General features: G+C 74.7%; 18 protein-coding genes. 5 read left to right on the top strand and 13 right to left on the bottom strand.

Annotated features, from left to right (window positions below; genetic code table 11):
• Genes QP089_RS36590 through QP089_RS36580 form a run of 3 tightly spaced genes read right to left on the bottom strand, consistent with a single transcriptional unit; the run spans position 1 to position 3,763 of the window.
• Positions 1-612, bottom strand: coding sequence for a GTP-binding protein (locus QP089_RS36590; protein ID WP_285918167.1), 612 nt, complete (start codon positions 610-612; stop codon positions 1-3).
• Positions 593-970, bottom strand: a complete 378-nt coding sequence (locus QP089_RS36585; RefSeq protein ID WP_285918165.1) for a DUF742 domain-containing protein — start codon at positions 968-970, stop codon at positions 593-595. Before QP089_RS36585 ends, QP089_RS36590 begins: the two co-directional genes overlap by 20 nt.
• 6 nt (positions 971-976) lie before the next feature.
• Complete coding sequence (locus QP089_RS36580; protein ID WP_285918163.1) at positions 977-3,763, bottom strand: sensor histidine kinase; 2,787 nt, start codon at positions 3,761-3,763, stop codon at positions 977-979.
• 256 nt (positions 3,764-4,019) lie between these two features.
• On the opposite strand from QP089_RS36580, the gene QP089_RS36575 reads away from it, so the two are divergent.
• A complete protein-coding gene (locus QP089_RS36575) occupies positions 4,020-5,222 on the top strand; it encodes an ABC transporter substrate-binding protein (RefSeq protein WP_285918234.1) in 1,203 nt (400 codons plus the stop codon).
• Positions 5,223-5,344: 122 nt separating this feature from the next.
• Positions 5,345-6,253 carry an oxygenase MpaB family protein gene (locus tag QP089_RS36570; RefSeq protein WP_285918161.1) on the top strand — a complete coding sequence of 303 codons (909 nt, stop codon included), beginning with the start codon at positions 5,345-5,347 and terminating at the stop codon, positions 6,251-6,253.
• Here the strand turns inward: QP089_RS36570 and QP089_RS36565 are convergent, their stop codons facing one another.
• Genes QP089_RS36565 through QP089_RS36550 form a run of 4 tightly spaced genes read right to left on the bottom strand, consistent with a single transcriptional unit; the run spans position 6,254 to position 9,489 of the window.
• The gene (locus QP089_RS36565) at positions 6,254-7,147 is read right to left on the bottom strand and encodes a RecB family exonuclease (RefSeq protein ID WP_285918232.1); all 894 of its coding nucleotides are present in this window, start codon (positions 7,145-7,147) and stop codon (positions 6,254-6,256) included. It abuts the gene before it with no gap.
• A gap of 37 nt (positions 7,148-7,184) precedes the next feature.
• Complete coding sequence (locus QP089_RS36560) at positions 7,185-7,895, bottom strand: MBL fold metallo-hydrolase (RefSeq protein ID WP_285918160.1); 711 nt, start codon at positions 7,893-7,895, stop codon at positions 7,185-7,187.
• Between the two features lie 42 nt (positions 7,896-7,937).
• Positions 7,938-8,792, bottom strand: a complete 855-nt coding sequence (locus tag QP089_RS36555; RefSeq protein ID WP_285918159.1) for a PHP domain-containing protein — start codon at positions 8,790-8,792, stop codon at positions 7,938-7,940.
• A gap of 49 nt (positions 8,793-8,841) precedes the next feature.
• A complete protein-coding gene (locus tag QP089_RS36550) occupies positions 8,842-9,489 on the bottom strand; it encodes a DUF6758 family protein (RefSeq protein WP_285918157.1) in 648 nt (215 codons plus the stop codon).
• A gap of 83 nt (positions 9,490-9,572) precedes the next feature.
• On the opposite strand from QP089_RS36550, the gene QP089_RS36545 reads away from it, so the two are divergent.
• The gene (locus tag QP089_RS36545) at positions 9,573-9,968 is read left to right on the top strand and encodes an NUDIX hydrolase (RefSeq protein ID WP_285918155.1); all 396 of its coding nucleotides are present in this window, start codon (positions 9,573-9,575) and stop codon (positions 9,966-9,968) included.
• Here the strand turns inward: QP089_RS36545 and QP089_RS36540 are convergent.
• Positions 9,954-11,357, bottom strand: coding sequence for a CPBP family intramembrane glutamic endopeptidase (locus QP089_RS36540; protein ID WP_285918154.1), 1,404 nt, complete (start codon positions 11,355-11,357; stop codon positions 9,954-9,956). The two genes, QP089_RS36545 and QP089_RS36540, sit on opposite strands and share 15 nt — an antisense overlap.
• Positions 11,358-11,407: 50 nt before the next feature.
• Positions 11,408-12,349, bottom strand: coding sequence for an HpcH/HpaI aldolase/citrate lyase family protein (locus tag QP089_RS36535; protein ID WP_285918152.1), 942 nt, complete (start codon positions 12,347-12,349; stop codon positions 11,408-11,410).
• Positions 12,350-12,388: 39 nt separating this feature from the next.
• On the opposite strand from QP089_RS36535, the gene QP089_RS36530 reads away from it, so the two are divergent.
• Complete coding sequence (locus QP089_RS36530; RefSeq protein ID WP_285918150.1) at positions 12,389-12,895, top strand: hypothetical protein; 507 nt, start codon at positions 12,389-12,391, stop codon at positions 12,893-12,895.
• 18 nt (positions 12,896-12,913) lie between these two features.
• Here the strand turns inward: QP089_RS36530 and QP089_RS36525 are convergent, their stop codons facing one another.
• The 3 genes from QP089_RS36525 to QP089_RS36515 form a co-directional block, all read right to left on the bottom strand.
• Positions 12,914-13,801 (bottom strand): RNA polymerase sigma-70 factor, encoded by an 888-nt coding sequence (locus QP089_RS36525; RefSeq protein ID WP_285918149.1) that lies wholly within the window; start codon positions 13,799-13,801, stop codon positions 12,914-12,916.
• 115 nt (positions 13,802-13,916) lie between these two features.
• Positions 13,917-14,417, bottom strand: a complete 501-nt coding sequence (locus QP089_RS36520; RefSeq protein WP_285918147.1) for an inorganic diphosphatase — start codon at positions 14,415-14,417, stop codon at positions 13,917-13,919.
• Positions 14,418-14,460: 43 nt separating this feature from the next.
• Entirely contained in the window at positions 14,461-16,815 is a 2,355-nt protein-coding gene (locus tag QP089_RS36515; protein ID WP_285918145.1) for a SpoIIE family protein phosphatase, read from the bottom strand.
• Between the two features lie 219 nt (positions 16,816-17,034).
• On the opposite strand from QP089_RS36515, the gene QP089_RS36510 reads away from it, so the two are divergent.
• On the top strand, positions 17,035-18,027 hold the full coding sequence (locus tag QP089_RS36510; protein WP_285918144.1) for a DUF5954 family protein: 993 nt from the start codon (positions 17,035-17,037) through the stop codon (positions 18,025-18,027).
• On the opposite strand, the gene QP089_RS36505 is transcribed toward QP089_RS36510, so the two are convergent.
• Positions 17,973-19,472, bottom strand: coding sequence for an MFS transporter (locus QP089_RS36505; protein WP_285918143.1), 1,500 nt, complete (start codon positions 19,470-19,472; stop codon positions 17,973-17,975). The genes QP089_RS36510 and QP089_RS36505 overlap by 55 nt on opposite strands.
• Positions 19,473-19,475: the final 3 nt, after the last annotated feature.

Raw genomic sequence — 19,475 nt, 5'->3', positions numbered from 1 at the left:
CTACCGGGCCCCCGCGCCGGCCGCCTCCGCCTGGTGCACCGCCAGCAGGTGCTTGACCAGGGTGGTCAGCACCTCCTTGCCGGACGCGCGCTCCCGGACGTCGCACAGGACGATCGGGGCGGTGTCGCTGAGGTCGAGGGCCTCGCGGATCTCGTCGTCGGTGTAGTCGTAGCCGTCGTCGAACATGTTGACGGCGACGACGAACGGCAGCCCGCGGTTCTCGAAGTAGTCGACGGCGGGGAAGCAGTCGGCGAGGCGGCGGGTGTCGGCGAGGACGACGGCGCCGAGCGCGCCGTAGGACAGCTCGTCCCACATGAACCAGAAGCGGTCCTGCCCGGGGGTGCCGAACAGGTAGAGGACGAGGCCGTCGCGGATGGTGATGCGGCCGAAGTCCATCGCGACCGTGGTGGTGGTCTTCTGCTCGACGCCCGCGACGTCGTCGACGCCGACGCCCCGGTCGGTGAGCAGCTCCTCGGTCTGCAGCGGCCGGATCTCGCTGACGGCGCCGACGAGCGTCGTCTTGCCGACCCCGAAGCCGCCGGCCACGAGGATCTTCACCGCGACGGGGGCGGCGGTGGCGGCGGCCGCGTCGTCAGAGGGCTTGGAGACCATGCAGCACTTCCCTGAGCAGGCGTTCCTTGGAGAGCGGGCTCTCCTGTCGAGGACGGGTGACGGTGATGAGCCGGTGGTGCAGCAGGTCGCCGAGCAGCACCCGGATGACGACCAGCGGCAGCCGCATCCGGGCGGCGATCTCGGCGACCGGCTGCGGCTGCAGGCACATCTCGAGGATGTCCAGGTGCTCGGGGCCGATGCCGGGCGACCCGGACCGGGGCCGCGCCGCGGTCGCGACGATCGTGATCATGTCGAACGTCTCGCCCGTGGCGGGCCTGGCGCGCCCGCGGGTGAGCGCGTACGACCGGACGATCGGCCCGGCCTCGTCATCGAGCCATTCGCTCCCAGGACCGCTCATGCGGGGTCACGAGTCCTCGGTGTCGAGGGTCTCGGCGCGGCCGCGCCGGGTGCCCTGCTGGATGGACGACATCATCGAGCGCAGCTCCTCGGGGGTGCGTCCGGCGCGCGGCTCCGGCTCGGCGGCGGGCCGGGCGGCCGGCTCCTCGCGCAGCTGCGCGGCCATGTTCTCCTGCCGGACGCGCTTGGGCAGCGGCGGCCGGTCGGTCCGGCCCGCGCCCGGGGGACGCCGCCGGACCTCGCGCGGCGAGCGCGGCGTCCGCGGCGCCGCGGGCCGCTCCTCCTCGCGCGCGGGCCGCTCCTCCTGCCGGCCGGCGGGCTCCTCGTGCAGGGCGGGCGGCTCGCCCCACGCGGACGGCGACTGCCGCTGGGCGGGCGGCGGTCCCTGCACGGGTTCGGCGAAGACCGGCCGCGGCCCCGTGGTCTCGGACGCCTCGGACGCCTCGTCGCTCGGCCCCCATCCGATCGGGCCGGTGGGCCGGCCCTCGGCGGGCAGGCCGATCGGGCCGGTGGCGGGACCGTCCGGCGGAAGCCCCATCGGGCCGGTGCCGGGGCCGTCCGACGGCAGCCCGATCGGTCCGGTGGGCCGGCGGTCGGAGGGCAGGCCGATCGGGCCGGTGGGCGGGTCGTCGGCGCGGTCGCCGAACCACGCGCCGGAGCGGTCCGCGGGAGCGGCGTTGCTCGGCCCGGCGGTCGCCGGGCCGAAGGGGCCGCCGGGCTGCGGCGGGCGAGGGAGCGGTTCCGCGGGACGCGGCTCGGCGGGTTCCGGTTCCGGGCGCGGGGCCGCGGCGTGCCGTCCGGACGGAAGGCGCAGCACGGACCCGCCCTGCCCGGACTCGGCGGCCGGGTCGGCCCGGTGGCCGCCGACGATGGCGCCGACCGGCACGAGGGCGTCCTCGGCGCGCCGCGTGGTGAGCGCGGGCGGGGCCTGCAGCGCGTCGGTGTCGGCGCGGACGACGAGCTCCTCGGGCAGCAGCACGATCGCGGTCATGCCGCCGTACGGGGAGGTGCGCAGGGTGACCTTGACGCCGTGCCGGCGGGCGAGCCGGCCGACGACGAACAGGCCGAGCTGGGAGGCGTCGGACAGGTCGAACTCGCCGCCGCTCGCGAGCCGCTCGTTGGCGGCGGCGAGGCTCGGCTCGTCCATGCTGAGGCCGCGGTCCTCGACCTCGAGCGTGAAGCCGTGCGAGACGGCCTGCCCGTGCACCTGCACGGTGGTGTGCGGCGGCGAGAACGCGGTGGCGTTCTCGATCAGCTCGGCCAGCAGGTGGATGATGTCGGCGACGGCGGGGCCGACGATCGCGGCGCGGGTCATCGGGGCGACGTTGACGCGGGTGTAGTCCTCGACCTCGGACGCGGCGGCGCGGGCGACGTCGACGATGGCGACGGGGCTGCGCCAGCCGCGGCCGGGCGCCTGCCCGGACAGGATGATCAGGCCCTCGGCGTGCCGGCGCATGCGGGTGGCGAGGTGGTCGACCCGGAACAGATCCTCGAGGTCGTCGGGCGCCTCGATGCGGCGCTCCATCGAGTCGAGCAGCTTGAGCTGGCGGTGCAGCAGGGTCTGGCTGCGGCGGGCGAGGTTGACGAAGACGTCGCTGACGTTGCGGCGCAGCGTCGCCTCCTCCACGGCGCCCTGGATGGCGGTGCGGCGGGCGGCGTTGAACGCCTCGCCGACCTGGTCGATCTCGCGGGTGCCGAACGCCAGCGGCGGCGCCTCGGCGGCCACGTCGACCTCCTCGCCGCGGCGCAGCCGGCGGATCACCCCGGGCAGCCGGACGTCGGCGAGGTCGATCGCCTCGCGGCGCAGCCGGGCCAGCTCGCGGATGACCGACCGGGCCACCCAGACCGCGATGACCAGCGACGCGACGACGGCGAGCAGGCCGAGCGCGCCGGCCAGCACGACCCGGGTGATGATCCCGTCGGCGATCGGCTCGGCGCGCTTCTCGGCGCCCGCGGTCACCGACAGCTCCAGGCCGCGCAGCCGGGTGAGGTTGGAGTCGGCGGTGGTCTTCCACAGCGTGCCCGCGGTGCCGGACGGCCGGACGAGCGCGCCGGAGGCGACGAACCCGTCCTCCAGCTTGCGGAGCCGCGCGTACTCGGGCATCCCGATGACGCGCTCGTAGTACGCCTGGTCGCCGGCGCGCAGCTCCGACGAGGCGAACCCGTACAGCGAGCGCTGGGTGCCGACGAGCTTGACGAACTGGGCGTGCTCGGCGGGCGTCATCCGCCCGGCGGCGAGCGCGCCGGCGAGGACGGCGTCCTCCTCGGCGAGGGTCTCGCGGGCCCGCGACAGCGACGCCTCGTTGCGGGCGTCCTTGGCGACCTCGGAGTTGTCGAGGGTGGCGAGGGAGCCCTGCAGCGAGCCGACGTCCGACAGCAGGGCGGTGTAGTCGGTGAACGCCTTGGACCGGCTGGTGGCGCCGGCGTCGATGGCGCGCCGTCCGGTGCCGAGGGCGGCGAGCTCGCCGCCGATCCGGTCGGCGAGCCGGCGGGCCTGCGCGGGCGCGGCGTCGCGGGCGTCGGGGTCGGCGACCAGGCGGCGGAACAGCTCGGCCTGCCGGTCGGTGACCAGCCGGCCGGACTCCATCGCGGCGCGGTCGCCGTCGCTGTGGCTGCCGAGGTACACCATCGACAGCCGGCGCTCGTTCTGCAGCGCGCTGCCGAGGGCGCCGGACGGGTAGCCGAAGTGGTCCTGGACGGTCTCGACGTGGCGCAGGTTGAGTCCCTGGCCGAGGGCGATGCTCGCGGCGAAGGCCCAGAGCACGCCGAGGGAGACGATCGAGACGGTGACCATCAGGACGACCTTGAACCGGATGGACCGGAACCGCGCGGCCTTGGGCGCCCGACGGTGGCCGGCGGCGGGGTCCGGGGAGCGGCCTCGTTTTGGCACTTCGGTGACGACTTTCGCTCGTAGGGGCTGGTGGGGCCGAGGGGGTTGCGCGGAACGCACGGAAGCCTAGGGCGATCTCGCGTCGTGTGTCGACAGTTCCCAGATCATCACATTTTGTGTGCGCACGTGACCAAAAATAGCCCTACGATCTCTCAGCGTGATGGCGAACACCCCGAACCACGCGCACCGGGTGCGGCGCCTGCTCGCGGCGGCCGCGGCCGTCCTGTCGGCGGCCGCCGCGGCCGCCGCCTGCGGCGGCGGGTCGTCCGGCCCGGCCGCGCCGCCCGACGTCCCGATGCAGCAGGAGATCGGCGCCTCGGAGGGCAGGCTCGACCTGGTCGTCTGGGCCGGCTATGCCGAGGACGGCTCCAACGATCCGAAGACCGACTGGGTCACCCCCTTCACCAAGGCGACCGGCTGCCGCGTCCAGGCCAAGGTGGCCGACACGTCCGACTCGATGGTCGCGCTGATGAAGACGGGCAAGTACGACGGCGTGTCGGCGTCCGGCGACGCGACGCTGCGGCTCATCTACGGCGGGACGGTCGCGCCGGTCAACACGCGCCTGCTCGGCGGCTACGGCGACATCGCCCAGTTCCTGAAGAACCAGCCGTACAACTCGGTGAACGGGCAGATGTACGGCGTCCCGCACGGCTACGGCGCCAACATGCTGATGTACCGGACGGACAAGCTGGCGCAGCGGCCGACGTCCTGGGACGTGGTGTGGAAGAAGGACTCCCCCGCCGCCGGGCACGTCGTCGCCTACGACTCGCCGATCTACATCGCCGACGCCGCGCTGTACCTGAAGGCGCACCGCCCGGATCTGAAGATCGACAACGTCTACGAGCTGGACGGCAAGCAGTTCGACGCGGCGATCGACCTGCTGAGGCAGCAGCGGCCGAACGTCAACCAGTACTGGGCGAACTACCTCGACGAGCTCCAGTCGTTCAAGAGCGCCGACAACTACGCGGGCACCGCGTGGCAGGTGACCGCGAACCTGGCGATGGACGAGCGGGCGCCGGTCGCGACGACGATCCCGTCCGAGGGCGCGACCGGCTGGTCCGACACCTGGATGATCTCCTCGAAGGCGCAGCATCCGGCGTGCATGTACCAGTGGATGAACTGGATCACCAAGCCGAAGGTGCAGGCGCAGGTCGCCCAGTACTTCGGCGAGGCGCCGGCCAACCCCAAGGCGTGCGCGTACACCGCGAAGGGCTTCTGCTCGACCTACCACGTCGGCGATCCGGACTTCTACCGGCGGCTGGCGTTCTGGCGGACGCCGGTGAAGGACTGCGGCGACGACCGCGGGGACGACTGCGTCGACTACTCCCGCTGGACCCAGGCCTGGACGCAGATCAAGGGCTGACCTGCGGAGATCGGGTCCCGCGGGAACCGGCACCGGCCGCGCGCCGGGGGCCGGTGTCGCGGCCGTTGCCGAGTAATGAGACACTTACATCAGTTTGTCGCACGACGTCTGGTGAGGTGGGAATGTCCGCGACCGTCCAGCCCCCCGAGAGCGTGACCTGGCGCGTCCACATCGACCGGTCCATGTGGGTGGGCGGGGTGCGCAGCCTCATGCTGCAGGCCCTGCACCCCATGGCCATGTGGGGCGTCTGGCAGAACTCCAACTTCCAGGAGGACCCGTTCGGCCGGCTCCAGCGCACCGCCGACTTCGTCGGCGTCGCCACGTTCGGCACGCGCGAGGAGATCGACGCGCTGGCCAGGAAGGTCCGCGACATCCACCGCAGCCTGCGGATCCTCAACCACGACACCGGCAGTAAGGAGCGCCTCGACCAGCCGGAGCTGCTGCGCTGGGTGCACTGCGCCGAGGTCTACTCCTACCTCCAGGTCGCGCGCCGCGCCGGGCTGCCGCTCACCGACGCCATGGCCGACCGGTACCTGCACGAGCAGCGCCACACCGCCACCTACGTCGGCCTGCACGCCGAGGACGTCCCCGGCAGCGTCGCCGAGATGGAGCGGTACCTGGCGAGCATGCGCCCGCACCTGCGCGTCACCGAGGAGGCGGCGGCGACCGTCCGGTTCCTGATGTGGCCGACGATGCCGGAGAACCTGAAGCTCCTCGCGCCCGGAAAGCCGGGCTACTTCCCCTTCGGCGCGCTCTGCTACTACACGCTGCCCGACTGGGCCCGCAGGATGTACGGGGCGCTCCCGGAGGTCCCGCAGCCCGCCGTCACCGCCGCGCTGCGCTCGTTCCGCCTCGCGATGAACTCGGTGCCGGAGAAGCTGCACGACTACGCCTTCGCCAAGAACACCCGCGACATGCTGGAACGCGCCCGCCAGAACCTCGCCGCCGAAGGCTACGACACCAGCAAAGGCCTCTACGGCCTCCGCGACCCCCGGCGCTGGCCGCCCCGCCGGTCTCTTACGCCAGCCTGATCAGGTCTCGTCGGCGAGGGCGGCCCAGGGGTCCTTTCGGGGGGCGGCTTCGCGGCCTTCGGGGCAGTGGCGGGCGAAGTCGCACCACGAGCACAGCCTGCCGGGGTTCGGCGGGAACAGCTCGTCGAACGGGGCGTGGTCGACCGGCGGCGCGGGCTCGCGTCCGGGCGCGGCGGCGACCCGGGTGCGGGCCTCGCGACGGCGCGGGGCCGGGACGCGGGCGCGGTAGGCGTCGTCGGCGGCGGACGCCTCGGCGGCGATGCCCTCGGCGCGCCTGATGTGGCGCTGCAGCGACTCGTCGGTGTGCTCCCAGACCGCGACCTCGCCCGACGGCAGGTGGTGCAGCTCGACGCGGTGGCACGGGCGGCGCAGCACGCGGGACGCGGCGACCGCGTAGATCGCCAGCGCGAGCGAACCGCGCGCGTCGTCGGTCGTCAGGACGTGCCGGCCCGTCTTGTAGTCCACGACGACCAGCTCGGAGCCGCGCGCGTCGAGCCGGTCGATGCGGCCGGACACGGCGATGCGGTCGGTGCGGGCCGCGACGGTGCGCTCCACGCCGATCGGCTCGTCGGACGGGTCGAGGCCCGCCGCGTACCGCTCGGTCATCTCGCGGGCGCGCTCGCGCCACGCCGCAGACTGCGCCTCGTCCCGGAACCCGTCGGTCAGCCAGCCGCGCGCCAGCAGGGTGCCGGCGGCCTCCGGGGTCCGCTCGGCGAGCGGCAGCCGCCACCAGCCGGCCAGCGCGTTGTGCACGCTCGCGCCGACGCTGTTGTGCGCCCACGGCGGGCCCTTCGGCGGCATCGGACGGTCCAGGTAGGTCATCCGGTACCGGCGCGGGCAGTCCAGCCAGGTGTTCAGCCGGGACGGCGTGCACGCGTACAGCCGCTGGGGCATCCCGTCGAAGCCCAGCTGCTCGCCCCCGGACACCGGGTCAGCCGTCGTCCTGCTCGCGGGCGAGCGAGCCCCAGGTCTCCCAGCGGGCGTCCTCCTCGCCGACCGTGGTCTCGCCGCCCTGCCCGGGCAGGACCCGCAGGTCCTTGGGCAGCGGGGTGAGCAGCGCGCCGATCGAGTTCAGCTGCTTGCCGAGCTCGTCGTACACGCCGCCGATCGAACCGGGGCGGCCGCGGTGCAGGGTGTCGCCGGAGAACAGCACGCCGAGCTGCTCGCTGATGAGGCTGACGCTGCCGGGCGTGTGCCCGGGGGTGTGCAGCACCTCCAGCTGGGCCTCGGCGATCTCGAAGACGCCGCCGTCCTCGAGCCAGATGTCGGGTTCGAGGGAGCGCAGCGCCTTGGCGTCGTCCTCGTCCTTCTCCTCGCGGGCGAGGCGGCCGAAGTAGTCCCGCCACAGCACCCGGTCGCCGCGGTGCAGCGCGATCGGGGCCCAGTTCTCCTCGTCCTCCTCACCGGCGGCGGCCACCTCGAGCACCACCTCGAGGCGGTGCTCGTTGCCGTCGGTGAGCAGCACGGCCATGACCTCGCGTTCGCCGACCCCCTTGAGGATGGCGTCGGCGTCGAAGGCCGGGTCGATCACGATGACCTCGTCGTCGTCGCCGACGATGTAGGTGTTGTTCTCGACGTCGTACTCGGTGTCGTCGAGGGTGAGCTTCCCCGACGTCGTCACCTGTTCGATGCGCGCGTCCACGCCTGGCACCCTACCGTGCTTCGCGGCCCCTTCCGGGCCGCATCACACCGGTCGCCCGACCGGGGCGACGGCGCCGGACGACGCGGCGGCGAGCGCGGCGAAGGCGTCCGGCGCGGTGGTCTCGGCACCGAGCCGGTCGCCGGTGAGGGCGCCGTGGTCGTCGCTGGAGCCGGTGCCGGCCAGGCCGAGGTCGCGGGCGAGGGCGCGCAGCGCGGCGCGTTCCTCGGCGTCCTGGTCGGGATGGTCGATCTCGATCCCGGCGAGCCCGGCGGCGGCCAGCGCCACGATGACCTCGTCGGAGAAGACGTAGCCGCCGCGCCGGGTGCGCGGGTGCGCGAGCACGCACACCCCGCCCGCCGCGCGGACGAGCCGGATCGCGCGCTCGGGGTCGAGCGCGTACCGGTCGGCGTGCGCGTGGCCGCCCTCGGCGATCCAGTCGGGGGTGAACGCCTCGTCGGGAGTCGCCACGACACCGGCCTCGACCATGGCGCGGGCGATGTGCGGCCGCCCGACGGCCTCGCCCCGCGCCAGCGCACGGACCCGCTCCCAGGTGACGTCCGCGCCGAGTTCGCGCAGCTTGTCGACCATGGTGCGGGCCCGGATGACGCGGTCGTCGCGGATCCGCGCCAGCTCCGCCGCCAGGACGGGCTCGGACGGGTCGAACAGGTACCCGAGCATGTGCAGGCTGCGCCCGTCCTGCTTGCACGACAGTTCGATGCCGGGGACGAGCGTCAGCCCGTCCGGCAGCGCGGCGGCCGCCGCGTCCCAGCCGGCGACGGTGTCGTGGTCGGTCAGCGCGAGGACGTCCACGCCGTTCGCGCGGGCCCGCCGGACGACCTCGGCGGGCGGCCGCGTCCCGTCGGAGGCGTCGCTGTGGCAGTGCAGATCGATCCGCATGCGCCTCTTTCTAACAGGCCCCGCTTCCTAACAGGCACCGCAGACGCGGCTACTCGTCGAGGCGGGGACTGTGGGCGCCGTAGGGCAGGTCCGGGTCCATGCCGGGCTCGCGCAGGTCGAGGAGCTTCTGGCGCTCCAGCATCAGCACCCCGGCCTCGGCGGGCCACAGCACCGCCCAGAGCCAGTCGCCCATCGCCTCGCCGACGTAGACGGCCCGGTCCGCTTTCGTGCCGACCGTCCACATGGGCACCGTGTGGCCGCAGGTCGCGGCGGGACCGCTCACGTCGATCTTGGCGTCCGGCGGGCTGCCGTCGAACACCTCGCCGGGGTCGCCGCCGTCCAGCCCGGCGTAGTGGCCGCCGAGGCCGACGCCCGGTTCCTCGGCGATCAGGACCATGTCGGCCGGGCCGCTGACCAGCCCCGGCCCGGACACGGCGACGGCCGCCGCGCGGGCGCCCGAACGCTCGTCGCCGACGGTCAGGAACCCGGTGACGAGCCAGGCCTGCGGAAGGGGCCAGGGCGTCCAGACCGGGACCCTCGCGTCCCGGAGCACGGCGGCCAGCCCGTCCGGACCGGGGCGCAGGGACGGCCGGCGGGGCAGGACGGCGCCGTGCACGCCGCAGCTCCAGTCGCTCGACCAGAGGCCCGGCGCGCTCAGCGGACCCGCGCATCGCGGGCATGTGGGCTCCGCCCTCATGATTACCCACCCTGCGCGCCGGTTCCCCGCGCCGTCAAGTTCCCCGAGGTAGCGGACCGGGCAAGGGGCGACAAAATGGTGCCATGAGAGTGCGGTGCGTCGGCGGGATCGTTCGGGACGGCGCGGGACGCCTGCTGCTGGTGAGGCGGGGCAGGCCGCCCGGCGTCGGCCTGTGGTCGGTGCCGGGCGGCCGGGTCGAGCCGGGCGAGGACGACGCCGCCGCAGTGGCCCGCGAGCTGCGGGAGGAGACGGGCCTGGACGTGGCGGTGGGCGCGCTCGCCGGGTCGGTCGATCGGCCCGGCCCCGGAGGCGTCGTCTATGAGATCCACGACTATGCGGCGCGGGCCGTCGGCGGCGAGCTGCGGGCCGGGGACGACGCCGCCGAGGTCCGCTGGGTCACCCCTGCCGAGCTGCGGGAACTGCCGCTGACGGAGGGGCTGGTCGAGGCGCTGGAGACGTGGGGGCTACTCGGCCCGTGAGGCAAGCTCGGGCTCGGCGTCGAGGGCCGGCGCGTCGACGCCCGCGGCATCGCCCGGGGCCTGCGTGACGGTCTGGATCCGCTTGCGCCGCGCCAGCCAGACGACGGCCGCCGCGTACAGCACCATTGGCACGATGTCGGCGACGACGTACTGCCACGGGACGTCGCCTTGGTCGATGTCGAGCTGCCCGACCGCGGCCGGGCCGAGGAACGCCAGCAGGTTGTTGAACACGTGCAGGGCGATGCCGGACTCCAGCCCGCCGGTCCGCGTCGCGAGCCAGGCCGCGATCGCGCCGAAGACGAAGATGTCGAGGATGCCCCAGCCGGTGTAGCCGTGCAGGGACGTGAACGCGGCGGAGCCGATCACGATCCCGGGCCAGGGGGTGCGGAACACGGCGCTGAGGGCGCGCCCGACGCGTCCGGTGCGGTTCTCCAGCGCGCAGGCGCCGACGGCCTGCAGCAGCCAGCCGCGGAAGACGACCTCCTCCGCCGACGACTGCAGCGGCACCAGCAGGACGATCACGATGGCGGCGGGGACGAACCGGCCCCAGCCGACCCAGTGCTCGCCGCCCGAGGAGGAGTCGTCGACGAACGCGCTCGCGATGATCGAGGACGCGTACGACACCGCGCAGAACGCCAGCGCCAGCCCGCAGCAGGTCAGCAGCCAGCGCCCGCGCAGGCGGCCCGCGACCGACGCCAGCGTGCCGGGCCTGCGCCGCTGCAGCAGCCAGGCGGCCAGCAGCGCCATCGGCAGGAAGATCGCGATCGTGGCGAGGTTGAACGCCAGGTCGGCGGTCGAGTTTCCGAAGAGCGTGTCCGTGTCGGAGCCGGAGATGTCCGGGGCGTCGCCGGTCGCCACGACCCGCACGACCATCCCCGCGATCATCATCCCGACCGCCAGCGCCATGCCGGCGAGGACGATCGCGACGCTGCCGGCGAGCGGCCGCCACCAGCGGTGCAGCGGCGTGCGCGCCATCCGGTGGAACGGCGTGCCGGGCGGCGGCCCGACCGTCCACGGCCCCTTCGGGGGCGGCGGCCCGTACCCGGCGAACCCCTGCGGCGCGTAAGGGCCGTAAGGCGGCTGGTCGGGGGCGGCGTACTGGCCCTGGTAGGGCGGAGCACCCTGATAGGGCTGGGCGCCGTAGTAAGGCGGCTGCATGGGGGCGGGCGGGGCCTGCTGCGCGTGCTGGTCGGCGGGCCACGTCCAGCCTGCCGCGGGCGCCTGCGGGACGGGCGCCTGCGGGAGCGGCTGCTGCTGGACGGGCGGCTGCGGGACGGGCGGCGGCGGAGGGCCGGGCATGGGCGGCCGCTGTGCCGGCGGGTCCGGGGACTCGCCCGACATGCCGGGATCGAGCGGAGCCCAGCCCTTCTCATCCGCTGGTTCCGGCACCTGGTCCCCTCCCGCGACGGCTTCCCCGTGTGGACGAATGGTATGTCCCGTCAGGTGCCCGAGGGATCGAAGCGCTTGGTGCGCGCCATCCCGGCGGCGCGTCCCTTGGCCGCGACGACGAGCGCCATCTTGCGGGACGCCTCGTCGATCATCTCGTCGCCGAGCGTCGCGGCGCCGCGTCCCTCGACGGTGGTGAAGTGCTCGTAGGCGTCCAGGATCAGCTCGGCGTGGTCGTAGTCGTCCTGGGACGGGGAGAACACCGCGTTCCCCGCCTCGATCTGGGACGGGTGCAGCACCCACTTGCCGTCGAAGCCGAGCGCGGCGGAGCGCTCGGCGACGCGCCGGAACGCCTCCACGTCGCGGACGTTGAAGTACGGGCCGTCGATGGCCTGCAGGTCGTGGGCGCGGGCGGCCATCAGGATCCGCATCAGGATGTAGTGGTAGGCGTCGCCCTCGGTGTAGCCGGGCGGCTGCTCCCCCACCACCAGCGTCCTCATGTTGATGGACGCCATCAGGTCGCCGGGCCCGAACACCAGCGACTCCAGGCGCGGCGACGACGCGGCGATCGCGTCGATGTTCACCATGCCCTTGGCGTCCTCGATCTGCGCCTCGATGCCGATGCGTCCGACCTCGAACCCCATGGCCCGCTCGATCTGGGTGAGGAGCCGGTCGAGCCATTGGACGTGCGTGGCGTCCGACGCCTTCGGCAGCATGATCGCGTCGAGGTTCGCGCCCGCGCCCTCGACGACCTCGATCACGTCCCGGTAGGCCCAGTGCGTCTCCAGGTCGTTGATCCGCACCACCCGGATCCTGCCGGTCCAGTCGCCGTCGTTGAGCGCGGCGACGACGGTCGCGCGCGCCCCCTCCTTGGCGGACGGCGCGACGGCGTCCTCCAGGTCGAGGAAGATCTCGTCGGCGGGGAGCCCCTGCGCCTTCTCGATGAAGCGGGGATTGCTGCCGGGGACCGCGAGGGTGGTGCGCCGAGACCTCATGGGCGGGATGCTATCCAGCGGTGTGAGACGCTTTCCTGCGTGGGTGAGCTGAACCGCGCGCTGGTCGAAGAGGCGGCGAAGAAGTCGGGGCTGCTCTGGCTCGACCTGCCCGGGCTGCCGCAGCCGCGCGCGGCCTGGCACGTCTGGCACGACGGGTCGGCGTACGTGCTGACCGGCGGCGAGGGCGAGCAGCCGCTGCCGGGCCTGCCCGAGGCCGACCGGGTCACCGTGATCCTGCGCAGCAAGGACAAGGGCGGCCGGCTCGTCACGTTCACCGCCGACTGCGCGCCGGTCGAGCCGGGCACCGAGCTGTGGGACGAGGTCGCGCCGCTGCTGGCCAAGGAGCGGCTGAACGCCCGCACCCACGAGGGGCAGCTGGAGACCTGGGCGGACGAGTCGTGGATCGTCCGGCTGACCCCGGCGGAGACGGCGGACGACCCGGAGCCCGGCGGCTACGCGACGGTGCGCCCGGTGCCGACCCCGGCGACGACCGCGGGCCCGCCGCCGAGGATGTTCGGCGGCAGGCGCCGCGGCGCCGACCGCTAGCGGGGCGGCCGGGCGCCGTCACATCTCCAGGGTGCGGCCCTCGGCGATCGCGCGGAGCTTGTCCGGGTTCGCCACCAGGTGGATCTCCGCGACGCGCCCGTCGTCGCCGACGGAGACGGTGATCGTGCTGATCGGGCGGTCCGGGCCGTCCACGACCAGGGCCGGCGCGCCGTTGATCTCGACGCGGCGCATCCGCCACTCGTCCGGGCCGACGCCCTCGTAGGGGCGGTCGCGGATGCCGGAGAGGAAGCGTCCGACCAGCTCGAAGCCGTGGACCAGCTTCTTCGGCGCCCGCACCTTGCCGCCGCCGTCGGTCCACATCGTCACGTCCGGGGCGAGGCTCTCCATGAGCCGGTTGACGTCGCCGCCGACGACCGCGTCGAGGAACCGCTCGGTCGCGGCGCGGCGCTCGGCGGCGCCGGCCTCGAAACGGGGGCGGCGGGCCTCGACGTGCTTGCGCGCCCGGGTGCCGAGCTGCCGCACGGACGCCTCCGTCCGGTCCAGCGCCCGCGCGATCTCCGCGTACGGGTAGCCGAACACCTCCTTCAGCACGAACACGGCGCGCTCCAGCGGGCTGAGGGTCTCCAGCACCACCAGCATCGCCATCGACACCGACTCCGACAGCTCCGCGCCCTCCGCGACGTCCGGCGAGGTCAGCATCGGCTCGGGCAGCCACGGGCCCACGTAGGTCTCGCGCTGCGCCCGCGCGGACCGCAGCCGGTCCAGCGCCACGTTCGTGGTGATCCGGACGAGGTAGGCCTTGGGGTCCTGGACGTCCGAGCGGTCCGCGGCGGACCAGCGGAGCCACGCGTCCTGGACGGCGTCCTCGGCGTCCGCCGCGGAGCCGAGCATCCGGTAGGCCACCGCGAACAGCAGGTTGCGGTGCTCCTCGAAGACATCAGACATGATCGTTCAGCCTCTCACGGGCGGCGCGCGCACCCGCCCTCGCCCTGAGGGACGGAACCGCCCGCCGGAACGTGACATGCCGCCGGTAGAAGGGCCGTGCGCCGATCGGGAGCGGCTAGCGGGAGCGGGCGAGCCGGGCGTCGGCGGCGCGCTCGATGGACTGGCCGATCTCCAGGTCGGCGACGTCGCGCTCCTGCCAGCCGCGCACGTCGGTCTCCTTGCCCGGTTCCAGGTTCTTGTAGATGTCGAAGAAGTGCGCGATCTCGTCGAGGAAGTACTTCGGCACGTCGCCCAGGTCGCGGATGGAGTCGTAGCGGACGTCCCGGGCCGGCACCGTGAGGATCTTGGCGTCGGGCTCGCCGCCGTCGTGCATCCAGAACACCCCGACGCTGCGGACCGACACCTGGCAGCCCGGGAACGTCGGCTCCTCCAGCAGCACCATCGCGTCCAGCGGGTCGCCGTCCTCGGCCAGCGTGTCGGGGACGTAGCCGTAGTCCACCGGGTACTGCGTCGAGGTGAACAGCATCCGGTCCAGGCGGATCCGCCCGAGCCGGTGGTCCATCTCGTACTTGTTGCGGGATCCGCGCGGGATCTCGACGATCATTTCCATTTCCATGGTGTCCTCCCCGCAGGGGCCATACCCGGCATGCCGGGCTCCCCTACTCCCGCACGGCCGGAACGTGCTCCCCGGTCGGAACGTCCTCCGCGGCCGGGACGTGCAGGGCGAGGAGGGTCACGTCGTCGGACTGCTCGTATCCGGCCAGCAGCCGGGCGACCAGATGGTCGACGAGCCGGGCCGGATCGGCCCCGCCGCCCCGCGGCAGCTCCGCCGCCGCCGCGACCAGGTCGCTGAGGCCGGTGTCGACGCCGCGCCTGCGGTTCTCCACCAGGCCGTCGGAGTACAGCACGACGGTGTCGCCGGGCGACAGCGAGAAGCTCGCCTGCTGCCGGTGGCTCGGCCAGCCGAGCGGGGTGCCGGCCTCGACGTCGCTCAGCTCCGGCGGCCGGCCCGCCGGCAGCAGCAGCGGCGGCGGATGCCCGGCGCTGGTGTACAGGCCCTGCCCGGTCGCGGGGTCGATCACCAGGTAGGCGACCGTGGTGAACTGCTCGGCGTCCTCGGTCGCGCTGAACAGCCGGTCCAGCCCGGACAGGACGGCGGCGGGCCGCGGGTCGGTGAGCGCCAGCGCGCGCAGCGCGTTGCGCACCCGGCCCATGATCGCGGCGGCCAGGACGCCCTTGCCCATCACGTCGCCGACGACGACCGCGAGCCGGTTGCCGGGCAGCTTGAACACGTCGTACCAGTCGCCGCCGACCTGGACGTGCCGGGTCACCGGGTCGTAGCGCGCCGCCATCCGCAGCTCCGGGCTGCTCGGCAGGTCGCCCGGCAGCAGGCTGCGCTGCAGCTGCTCGGCGGTGCGGTGCTCGCGCTCGAACAGGATCGCCCGCTCCACCGCCAGCGCGCACTGGCCGGCCAGCGCCTCCAGGAACACCTGCTCGTCCTCGGTAAGGAACCGGGTCCGGGTGAAGGCGAACCGCAGCACCCCGATCGCCGCGCCCGCCGCCAGCAGCGGCAGCGCCACCCACGCCTGCTCGCCGGGGCCGCGGCGCATCTCGTGCTCGGCGGCGGCCTCGCCGAGCATCCGCCGCAGCTCGCCGGGGTTCTCGGCGACGAACGGGCGGCCCTCGCGCGCCGCCGCCGACATCACGGTCGGGTCCGTGACGGCGACGACGTCCGGCCACACCGGCAGCGCGCCGGGGCCGGCTCCGGATTCCTCGGCTTCCTCGAACTCCTCGTCGTCCTCGGTGGCGGGGGCGGCGGTGTTGGACGGGTCGGCCGCCGGGGCGATGGGGGTGAGCCACGCCTTGCCGTCGTCCAGCAGCGCGACCGTGCAGTGGTCGACGCCGACCGCCGACTGCCCGACCTCCACGATGACCCGCACCACCTCGCCGACGGTCAGCGCCTCGGCGAGCATCGAGGTGGCCTGCTGGAGCCGGGCGGTGCGCAGCGCGGCGGCCGACAGCTGGCCGGTGAGCCGGCCGCGCATCTCCTCGGCGTCGCGGCGGCCGGTGACGTCGGTGCCGGCGCAGACCCACTCGATCACCTCGCCGTCCCGCCGGATCGGGACGGCCCGCACCTCGAAGTGCCGGCGCCCGCCGGCCCCGGTGAGGACGCGGCAGTCCACCTCCAGGACGCGCCCGCCGCGCATGCAGTCGCGCCACTCGGCGGCGACGCGGTCGTAGTCCTCCGGATGGACGGCGGCGAGCCAGCCGCCCTCCGCGTAGTCCTCGGGGGTCTGCCCGGTGACGGCGCGCCAGTGCGGGGCGTCCTCGCCGGCGGAGCCGTCCGCCGCGGTCGTCCACACCACCGGCGTCGTCGCCTCGACCAGCGACCGGTACCGCTCGGTGCGGCGGGTGATCGCCTCCTCCACCGCGCGGCGGACCGTCTCGTCCTGGACGATCAGCGCCGCGCCCAGCGCCGCGCCGCCGGGTCCGCGGACCGGCAGGCACGCGCAGACCCAGACCCGCTCGCCCGCACCACCGGGCTCGGACGCACCGCCGGGCTCCTGCGCGGCGCCGGACGGGGCGGCCGGTGCGGCGCCGGTCTCGGGGACGGGGCCGCGCACCTCCAGGCCGGTGACCGGGCGGCCGTCGTCCAGGACGCCGCGCAGCGCGGGCTCGAGGGCCGCGGCGAACTCGCCGTCCAGCACCTCGGTGAGCGTCCGGCCGGTCAGGTCGGCGCCGTCGCGGCCGCCCTCGCCGGCACCGCCGTCGCGCAGCAGCGCGCGCAGCGCCGCGTTGACGCGGCGCAGGCGGAGCCGGTCGTCGAGGAACGCGACGCCGAACGGCACCTCGGTGACCAGCGCGCCGAACAGCGCCCGGTCGGCCTGGGCGGCCTCGGCCGCGTCGGTCCGGGCAGCATCGGTCCGGGCCGTGTCGGTCGCAGCGCTGTCGGCCTGGGACGGGCCGGCGTGGGCCGCCTCGGCACCGGCCGTGTCGCGGGCATCCGGGACCATCGCCTCATCCCCCGGTCTCGATCCGGCCACCAGTCTAGACGCGGGGCCGCCCGATCGGCGGCGCTCACGCGCGCCGGGTCGTCCGCGGGGAATTATGTCCGGCACCTCCCCCTCACCTGTCGGACATAAGTCACTGACCAGGAGAAGTCGCACGTCAGCGGCCGTCCGGTTCCGCGGAATCCGCTGCGGGCGGCGCTCCGGGTCCCGAGGATGAGGGGCATGACGTTCCCGTTGATGCCGGGGTACGACCACATCAACCTGGTCGCCTCCCTCGATCCGGTCGCGGCCGTACGGGACCGCGAGATCGGCGACGCGATCCTGGCCTATCCCAAGCTCCTCCCGGCCGGGTCGCCCGATTTCGGGTACGCGGTGCAGACCGGCGCCGAGTGGCGGATCGGCTGCCTCGGCTCGGCCGACCCGTCCACCGCCCGGTACGGCCTGGCCGCCGACCTGCGGCGGGAGGCGGCGTCCGGCCGGCACGAGCCCGGCGTCGGGGCCGCGATGCTCGCGGCGGCCGGCCGCCTGGACCCCGAGGAGGGCGAGCAGCTCCCCAAGGACGAGTGGGAGATCGGCGACCGGCGCTACCGGATCATCCGGGTGGAGAAGTACACGCTGCTCGGCGACCGGGTGATGGAGCCGCCCCGGCCGACCGACACACCCGGCTCCTGCGGCGACGGGATGCTCCGCGGCCACCTGCTGGAGCCGGCGGCGCCGGCCGGGCAGTGGGAGGCGCAGCTGCGGCTGAACCTGGTCGGGCACATGCCGGTGCCGGGCACCGTCCCCGACATCGTGCTGGCCGAGGCGCGGCACGCGGTGCAGGCGCACCCGGGGGTGGTCCTGCTACCGCCGACGTTCGTCGCGGTCGAGGTCAAGGAAAACGGCTGGGCGCCGCTGACCGGCGGCGACGACCCGGAGCAGACCCGCCGGCGGCTGGCCCGCTACTTCGGCGACCTGCTGCCGCGGCTGCGCGAGTTCCAGGGCGACCCGCCCGGCCCGCAGGAGCTCGCCGAGTGGGAGCGGGCCGCCGAGCAGATCGAGCGGGCGACCGGGCACGCGTTCACTGCGGCGGGACGCGAGTTCCGGACCGTCCGCATCTCGCGGATGCTGCGCCTCGGCCGCGACGGGCCGGAGGCCCCGCGCCCCTCCGACCAGGAGCGCTACGGCCTGTCCGGCACCGCCTGCGAGGACGAGGAGGAAGAGGAGACCTCCTGACGGCCGGAGGCGCCCGCCCGTCCGCTGATCAGGAACACCGCCGCGGCGACGAGGCACAGCGCGCCGGCCGCGCCGAGGCTCGCGACGTCGAAGCCGTGCACCGCCGCGCGCGCCCCCGCGCCGGGATGGGCCCGCAGGTAGTGCGCGGCGGCCGTCCCGGCGACCGAGCTGAGCAGGGCGGTGCCGAGGGACGCGCCGATCTGCTGCGACGTCATGACGGTCGCGCCGGCCACGGCGGTGTCGGGGCCCGCGTCGAGGGTGGCGGTGCTGTTGGCCGTGACGAGCACCCAGCCGGTGCCGAGCCCCACGAGCAGGAACACCGGCAGCACGTGCGTCCAGTAGCCGCTGCCGGCCCGCACGGTTCCGAGCAGCGCGAGCCCGGCGGCGACCGCCAGCAGCCCGGGGGCCAGGAGCGCCCGGACCGGCGCCCGCACGAGCAGCCGGCTCACCGCCCGCACGCCGATCATCAGCCCGGCGGTGAGCGGCAGGAACGCGACGCCCGCGCGCACCGGCGAGTAGCCGAGCACGTTCTGCAGGTAGAAGGTGAGGAAGAACAGCGCGGCGAACATCCCGGCCGACAGGCCGAGGACGGCGAGGTAGGAGCCCCCGCGGCGCCGGTCGAGGACGACCCGCGGCGGCAGCAGCGGCGCGGGCGCCCTGGTCTGCGTCCAGGCGAACACCGCCAGCAGCGCGGCCCCGCCCGCGAGGGGGCCGGCGGACGTCGCGGCGCCCCAGCCGTCCGGTTCCGCCCGCGCGAAGCCGAGGACGAGGCCCATCAGCCCGGCGGTGGCGAGCAGCGCCCCGACGACGTCGATCTTCACGCCCGGGGTGCGCGGCACCGGGCGGACCGCGTGCAGGACCCCGGCGCCGGCGGCGACCGCGATCGGCACGTTCACGAACATGCACCATCGCCAGTCGAGGTAGTCGGTGAGGACGCCGCCGAGCAGGACGCCGAGCCCGGAGGAGCTGCCCATCACCGTCCCGTAGATCCCGAACGCCCGGCCGCGCTCGGCCGGGGCGGGGAACGTCGCCGCGAGCGTCGCCAGCACGGACGGGGTGAGCAGGGCCCCGAAGGCGCCCTGGGCGGCCCGCGCGGCGAGCAGCGGCGCAGGGCCGGGCGCCGCGCCGCCGAGCGCGGACGCCAGCGCGAACCCCGACAGCCCGGCCAGCAGCGCGCGGCGGCGGCCGATCAGGTCCGACAGCCGGCCGCCGAGGAGCAGCAGGCCGCCGTAGCCGAGCGCGTAGGCGGTGATCACCCACTGCCGGCCCGGGTCGGACAGGTGCAGGGAGCGCTGCAGCGAGGGCAGCGCGATGTTCATGATCGTCATGTCGATGCCGATCATGAGCTGGGCGGTGGCGACGGCGGCCAGCGCCCACCAGCGCCGCGGGGCGGGCGCGGCCGGGCGCGTGCCGTCCCGGTGGCCGGGGGCCGTTTCCGTGCTCACGGC

It is taken from the genome of Actinomadura opuntiae, from assembly GCF_030283205.1.
GTDB lineage: Bacteria > Actinomycetota > Actinomycetes > Streptosporangiales > Streptosporangiaceae > Spirillospora.
Note: the sequence above shows the minus strand (reverse complement) of the source record. Positions and strands in the feature narration are given on the sequence as shown.

Coding starts and splice junctions, on each gene's coding strand:
- QP089_RS36535 (WP_285918152.1), bottom strand. CDS start 12,349: ATGAGGTCTCGGCGCACCACCCTCGCGGTCCCCGGCAGCAATCCCCGC.
- QP089_RS36545 (WP_285918155.1), top strand. CDS start 9,573: ATGAGAGTGCGGTGCGTCGGCGGGATCGTTCGGGACGGCGCGGGACGC.
- QP089_RS36585 (WP_285918165.1), bottom strand. CDS start 970: ATGAGCGGTCCTGGGAGCGAATGGCTCGATGACGAGGCCGGGCCGATC.
- QP089_RS36515 (WP_285918145.1), bottom strand. CDS start 16,815: ATGGTCCCGGATGCCCGCGACACGGCCGGTGCCGAGGCGGCCCACGCC.
- QP089_RS36555 (WP_285918159.1), bottom strand. CDS start 8,792: ATGCGGATCGATCTGCACTGCCACAGCGACGCCTCCGACGGGACGCGG.
- QP089_RS36510 (WP_285918144.1), top strand. CDS start 17,035: ATGACGTTCCCGTTGATGCCGGGGTACGACCACATCAACCTGGTCGCC.
- QP089_RS36565 (WP_285918232.1), bottom strand. CDS start 7,147: ATGCCCCAGCGGCTGTACGCGTGCACGCCGTCCCGGCTGAACACCTGG.
- QP089_RS36570 (WP_285918161.1), top strand. CDS start 5,345: ATGTCCGCGACCGTCCAGCCCCCCGAGAGCGTGACCTGGCGCGTCCAC.
- QP089_RS36520 (WP_285918147.1), bottom strand. CDS start 14,417: ATGGAAATGGAAATGATCGTCGAGATCCCGCGCGGATCCCGCAACAAG.
- QP089_RS36525 (WP_285918149.1), bottom strand. CDS start 13,801: ATGTCTGATGTCTTCGAGGAGCACCGCAACCTGCTGTTCGCGGTGGCC.
- QP089_RS36575 (WP_285918234.1), top strand. CDS start 4,020: ATGGCGAACACCCCGAACCACGCGCACCGGGTGCGGCGCCTGCTCGCG.
- QP089_RS36590 (WP_285918167.1), bottom strand. CDS start 612: ATGGTCTCCAAGCCCTCTGACGACGCGGCCGCCGCCACCGCCGCCCCC.
- QP089_RS36580 (WP_285918163.1), bottom strand. CDS start 3,763: ATGGTCACCGTCTCGATCGTCTCCCTCGGCGTGCTCTGGGCCTTCGCC.
- QP089_RS36550 (WP_285918157.1), bottom strand. CDS start 9,489: ATGAGGGCGGAGCCCACATGCCCGCGATGCGCGGGTCCGCTGAGCGCG.